This is a genomic window from Aeromonas sp. S19(2024), assembly GCF_041402625.1.
Classification (GTDB): domain Bacteria; phylum Pseudomonadota; class Gammaproteobacteria; order Enterobacterales; family Aeromonadaceae; genus Aeromonas; species Aeromonas caviae.
Window position 1 is genome coordinate 1 of sequence record NZ_JBGLQU010000022.1, and the last position, 6,023, is coordinate 6,023.

At 58.5% G+C, this 6,023-nt stretch carries 6 protein-coding genes and 1 pseudogene; 4 read left to right on the forward strand and 3 right to left on the reverse strand.

The features are described 5' to 3' along the window. Both ACB037_RS21150 and ACB037_RS21155 read left to right on the forward strand, forming a co-directional pair. Positions 1-239: hypothetical protein (locus tag ACB037_RS21150; protein WP_371175893.1), on the forward strand; the 239-nt coding region annotated here is incomplete at its 5' end. Positions 240-432: 193 nt separating this feature from the next. Then, entirely contained in the window at positions 433-1,629 is a 1,197-nt protein-coding gene (locus tag ACB037_RS21155; RefSeq protein WP_161646940.1) for an NnrS family protein, read from the forward strand. Here the strand turns inward: ACB037_RS21155 and ACB037_RS21160 are convergent, their stop codons facing one another. Continuing rightward, positions 1,630-2,202: a helix-turn-helix domain-containing protein gene (locus tag ACB037_RS21160; RefSeq protein ID WP_161646939.1), complete on the reverse strand. Its 573-nt coding sequence runs from the start codon at positions 2,200-2,202 to the stop codon at positions 1,630-1,632. It lies immediately after the preceding gene. 113 nt (positions 2,203-2,315) lie between these two features. Between ACB037_RS21160 and ACB037_RS21165 the strand changes: the two genes are divergently transcribed. Further along, on the forward strand, positions 2,316-3,467 hold the full coding sequence (locus ACB037_RS21165; RefSeq protein ID WP_371175894.1) for a benzoate/H(+) symporter BenE family transporter: 1,152 nt from the start codon (positions 2,316-2,318) through the stop codon (positions 3,465-3,467). 147 nt (positions 3,468-3,614) lie between these two features. After that, positions 3,615-4,679: a DUF3103 family protein gene (locus ACB037_RS21170; protein WP_104452174.1), complete on the forward strand. Its 1,065-nt coding sequence runs from the start codon at positions 3,615-3,617 to the stop codon at positions 4,677-4,679. 63 nt (positions 4,680-4,742) lie between these two features. Here ACB037_RS21170 and metF read toward each other — a convergent pair whose 3' ends face one another. Further along, positions 4,743-5,639, reverse strand: coding sequence for a methylenetetrahydrofolate reductase (metF, locus tag ACB037_RS21175; protein ID WP_010674220.1), 897 nt, complete (start codon positions 5,637-5,639; stop codon positions 4,743-4,745). 276 nt (positions 5,640-5,915) lie between these two features. After that, positions 5,916-6,023 (reverse strand): annotated as a pseudogene (locus ACB037_RS21180) (IS1595 family transposase); the annotation flags it as partial.

Below are 6,023 nucleotides of genomic sequence, written 5' to 3' on the forward strand. Positions count from 1 at the left end.
TTGCTTTGGTCACTTCATCAGACATTGAAAATCAAAAATTGTTTTTGATGCTCGATGCTGTGAGTGCCCACACAGATTGCTTGATTCAAATTGTTAAAGAGCGTCACGCTTGTCGCGTTGAGGAGGCGCATCTTACGCTCCTCACTTCGAAAGTCAAGCGGTTGTTTTCGCTTTTCTTTCGGCGCCCACTTCCTAAGGAAGCTGGCTCATCAGGTTGGCGTGTTCCGCCGTGCTGGTAGGGGCGCATTATAGGGAGCCGCGCCGTGATGACAAGGGCTTTTTCACCGAAAAGAACCGTTCGCTCAGATATACAGCAAAGCGGTTCTATTTCGTTCGCATCACCACCATTTCGGGCTGTCATTGGATTTAAATTGAACATTTGAAAAGCCACTTTATAATTGGCTTTTCAAATGTTCAATTAAGGTTTCATTCATGCACCAGATCCTGGATAGCCGCAAAGAGGAGAGAATCGTTCCTCTGTTCCGCCTCGGGTTTCGGCCTTTCTTCCTGTTCGGCGCCTTGTTCTCGGCTTTGGCGATGCTGGGCTGGCTGGGGCAACTCAACGGCTGGTTCGCTCTGCCCGGGATTAGCAACCCCATCTGGTGGCATGCACATGAAATGTTGTTCGGCTTTGGTGCCGCCATAGTGGCGGGTTTTCTGCTTACCGCCGTCCAGAACTGGACCGCTCACCCAGGTGTACGCGGTTGGCCGCTGGCACTGGTCGTGGGATTGTGGGCCATCCCGAGAGGCCTGCTCCCCTGGTTTGGAGAAAGCAATGTCACTCTGATGGTCATGGACCTGGCCTGGTTGCCCCTCTGTACGTGGTTCCTCGCCAGACCCATCATAGTGACGCGCCAGTGGCGCAATCTCTTTTTTGTTCCCCTGCTTCTCGTGTTGACCCTGCTCAATACCGCTTGCTGGCGGTGGCATGCCGAATGGCCATTGGTGGAACATATCCTGCTTGCAACCGTGCTCCTCTTCACAACCCTGATTGCCGTCATGGGAGGACGTGTCATTCCCTTCTTTACCGCCAGAGGCACTGGGGCAGAAAAAGCACCCCCACTGCCGTGGCTGGAGCGCATTGCCCTCGCGTCTCTGTGGCTCATCCTGCTGCTCTGGTTGGTGCTCCCGACACAGTGGGTCATCGGAATCCAGATGTTCCCTCTATATATAGTGGCGGCAGGGGCTCACCTCTACAGGCAGCTGCGCTGGCAACCCGGAACCACGTTGGCCCACCCTCTGCTGTGGTCGCTTCACCTGGCCTACCTCTTTATCCCACTGGGGCTGACCGCCCTGGCGGCACACACGGCTGGCTGGCCGATTGCCTTGTCACTGGCCAGCCATCTGTTCAGCGCGGGCAGCATGGGGGCCATGATCCTCGGGATGATAGCCCGTGTATCCCTCGGACACAGTGGCAGAGCCCTGCAGATAGGACGCAGGATCACGGCGGCATTTGCACTGGTGATCCTGTCCGCGCTGTTGCGGGTCTTGCTCCCTCTCTTTTGGCCAAATCTCAACCTCACGGGATGGAACCTCAGCGGATGGAGCTGGGTTGCCGCCTACGGTCTGTTCATCTGGGTTTATACCCCCATACTGACCAGTCCCAGGGCGGATGGCCGCCCCGGCTAATCATCGCGTGGCCATGGACGGATAGTGGATCAGATTGTGGAAGATGGCGGGAGCGACCCCAAGATTGCGATAGCCATGGGTACGGTCCGCTGCAAACCGGACGGCCTCACCCTGATTGAGGGAACGCCACGCTCCGTCCACCAGTACCTCCATCACACCGCTGATGACGATGACATGTTCGGTCACTCCGGGTTCATGGGGTTCTGACTCCCGCTGGTATCCAGGTAGCAGGGTCAGTTCGAACAACTCGAAACCAAAGCGGGCCTCATAGGGGAAAAGCGGGGCAACCTGCATCCCCTCTCCCGCCGGCTGCTGTCGAATATCATCGGCAATACGGTATACCGTCTCTCCCTGTGCCGCTGGTGTCGGCTCAATGAAACTGGAGAAAGAGACCCGAAAACCGGTGGCAATCTTCCACAATGTTGCCACCGTCGGACTGGATTCACCTCGCTCGATCTGTCCCAGCATGGCCTTGCTCACCCCCGTTTCACGGGCGGCCATATCCAGGCTCCATCCTCTTTCAGTGCGCAGCCCTTTCAATCGCTGGGCCAGATAGCGACTCATCTCCTGCATCTGTTCTCCGATTTCTTCGAGCCATATTGTGCGCCATAACGCACAGCGTTATAGTCCAAACCACATTGTACGCAATAGCGCACAAGCTATCAGCATCCACAAGGAAGTTTCCCATGCCCCTAGCCCTCCCCCACATGGTCGCGGGACTCATCGCCGTATTGGTGGGTTACACGAGTTCTGTCGTCTTGATCATCCAGGCCGCCACGGCCGCCGGTGCCGATGCAGCCCAGGTCTCTTCCTGGCTATGGACACTGGGTATCGGCATGGGGGTCAGCTGCATCGGCCTCTCCCTTTATTACCGGGTGCCTGTCTTGACGGCCTGGTCCACCCCGGGTGCCGCCCTGCTCATCACCAGCCTGGGGAACTTCAGTCTGGCTGAAGCCATCGGCGCCTTCATCATCTCTTCACTGCTGATCACCCTCTGCGGTATCAGCGGCTGGTTCGACAGGCTGATGCGTCACATTCCCGCCCCACTGGCGGCCGCCATGCTGGCCGGAGTCTTGCTCAGGTTCGGGCTGGATCTCTTCAAGGTGGCACCGCAAGATCCTTTGCTGCTTGGCACCTTGCTACTGGCTTTCTTGCTGGGTCGCCACCTCTGGCCCCGCTACACCATGGTGCTGGTCCTGGCTGCCGGCATGCTGCTCTGCACCCTGAGGGGCGAGCTGCAACTCAACGAGGTTTACTGGCAACTTTCCACCCCGGTCTGGGTCTCGCCAGCCTTTTCCATCGACGCCCTGCTCGGCATCGCACTCCCGCTCTTTCTCGTTACCATGACCTCGCAAAACATGCCGGGCATTGCCATCCTGCGCGCCCACGGCTATCAACCGGCCACTTCTTCCCTGATTGGCTGGACCGGATTCATCGGCGTGCTGCTGGCACCGTTTGGCGGCTATGCCTTCAACCTGGCCGCCATCACTGCCGCCATCTGCATGGGCAAGGAAGTGGATCACGATGTCACTCGACGCTGGCCTGCTGCCGTGTGGGCTGGATGTTTCTACCTGCTCACAGGCTGCTTCGGTGCCACCGTGGTTGCCCTGTTCAGCGCATTCCCTGTGGTGCTGGTCACCTGCGTGGCCGGGCTGGCGCTGCTCGGCACCATAGGCAGCAGCTTGCACAGCGCCTTGCAGCAGGACGAGGAGCGGGAAGCCGCGCTACTGACTTTCCTCGTGACTGCCTCGGGGATCACCCTGCTCGGGGTCGGGTCTGCCTGCTGGGGATTGCTGATCGGAGTGACATTGCATCAAGTCAACCGGCTCCGCGCCTGACCTGACCATCTGGGGAGACTCCAGTGAGACGCAGCACATAATCCTGAGAAGAGCGTTCACATATGAACCTTATTCCTTTCTAGTGACAAAACGGCGCAGATCCTTCCCGACAAGCGCCGTTGTCAGACTCAATACTGGAGAACGAAGATGAGGAATCAGGCTGTCATTTTGTTACTGGCACTGCTGGGCGCCACCACGACCCAGGCTGCCGACACCGATCGGGAGCTGGCACGCCAGCTCGCGCTGCAGCAGAAGAACCTGCTGCCGCTCCTGAACAATCAGGAATACCAGAGTCCACTGCCCAACCTGCTGCAAAAGGCCAGCCCGCGCCTGAAGCGCCAGGCTCGGGATGCCAACCAGGCGGCCATCAGTCGGCAAGGGCTGGATGGCGAGGTCAGGGAACTGATGCAACTGCGGCTGGCCAATCCGGATCAGGCGGATGCACTGCAACAAGGGGTTGAGCCACTGGTTGCCTACATACCAAGTGGTGACGAAAAGAGCTGGAGCGCCATCGAGGCGTTCGACAGCGCCGGCAGCCCGATCTATCTCGATGTGAACCAGCCGCCGGCGCGGCCGGTACTGGTGGTGGAGGCCGATCCGGTCAAAGCCAAGAATGCCGGCCTGAAGGTGATGCGAAAGGCGCTGGCTGCCGCCGACATGCAGGTGACGCCCCGTGCCACCAGCAACACCACCCCCCTCAAGACCAGCATTCTCAAGAAGATCAGGCTCAACGATGATCAGGAGCCCTGGCTGCTGGGCGCCGCCGAGGTCTATGCCGTCGTGGCCGGGGTCAACCCTGGCAGGGACGAGCCCGTGGTGGATATCGTCGACATGCCCTATCTCGACTACGACAACACCGACTACACCCCCAACCAGATCCTGGTCTATTGGGATCGCTACCGCTGGGGAGCCGTCGACGTGGTCATGATGGAGCAGGATGACAACGTCAATTACAAGGAGCTGAGTGCCCTCCTGATTGACGCACTCAAACTCGGCTTCACTGCGGGTGGCGTACCCGAGGCCCTGCCCTTCCTCGACCTTGGCGGTCGTATCGTCAAGGCACTCCCGGACTCCTGGATGACCAACAACGACGACTACCTCGACACCTTCTATACCCTTGAGCAGGACCAGAGCTATCACCAGTATCCCGGTGCCGCCGGCAATGCAGTCATCGATCTCGAGCCCAGGGAGATCCAGCCAACCAGGCCCTGACTGTCGCCCAAAACAAAAAGCCAATGAGAAGACTCATTGGCTTTTCTGTATCAGAGCCGCGGATCAGGCCTGACCTTTCGGCCTCACACCCAGTGTGTGACAGATGGCGTAGGTCAGCTCTGAGCGGTTCAGGGTATAGAAGTGGAAATCCTTCACCCCTTCCTGACTCAGCACACGCACCTGGTCGATGGCAATGCTGGCTCCCACCATGTTGCGCGTCATCTGATCGTTTTCCAGACCTTCGAAACGCTGGTGCATCCAGCGCGGGATCTTCACGTTGGTGAAACCGGCAAACTTGGCCAGGGTCTGGTAGTTGGAGACCGGCAGTATCCCCGGCACGATCTCCGCATCGATACCGATGGCGGCGCAGCGATCCCGAAAACGCAGATAGGTCTCCACATCGAAGAAGAACTGGGTAATGGCCCGGTTGGCACCGGCATCTATCTTGCGCTTTAGGTTGAGCAGGTCGGATTGCGCACTGCGAGCCTCGGGGTGGCCTTCCGGATAGGCGGCGACCGAGATGTCGAAATCGGCTTCGGACTTGAGCAGGGCAACCAGGTCGGTGGCATACATGTCAGGCTTGTCGAGGCCGGGGGGCAAGTCTCCGCGCAGGGCCACGATGTGGCGAATGCCGCTGTTCCAGTAGTCACGGGCAATGGTGCGCAGCTCGTCACGGCTGGCGTCGATACAGGTCAGGTGCGGGGCGGCGATGAGGCCGGTACGCTCCTTGATGTCCTTGATCACCTTGTGAGTGCGGTCCCGGGTGCCCGAGTTGGCGCCATAGGTCACAGAGACGAATTTGGGCTCCAGCACCTGCAGGCGCTCGATGGACTGCCAGAGGGTGTTCTCCATCCCTTCGCTGTTGGGCGGGAAAAACTCGAAACTGACCGATATGTCGCCACCCAGATCCGCCAAACTCTGGTTGAGTGCCTCAACCTGACGCGCGCTGTGAAATCCCATCTGCTCTCTCCCTGTCCTGCAACCCATTCCTTCACGCCAAAACGGATGTTTGGACGTCTAAACGTCTTTCTATCTTTATGAGAAAACGGATCAAAGTCAATACCGATTTGTCAGCGACAAGGGGGATTGCCGATTTTTTTATTTTGCAATTCAACCTAAGTAATGAGCGACCCCATCCCAAAATGCTGTCAGGCACGCTATGATGCGGGCGGATCGTCCTGGACGTTCTGAATCTGCGTGTGATTGTTTGGCCGGGTTTCCCGGCCTTTTTTTAGGCTATGTCCCAATTACGTGTTGCATGGGGCGCCCCAGCGCCTCATGCAAGCAACGTGGTACATTCACTTCCCGCCCGTAGCGCTCCAACATCCTTCGCCAACCCAGATA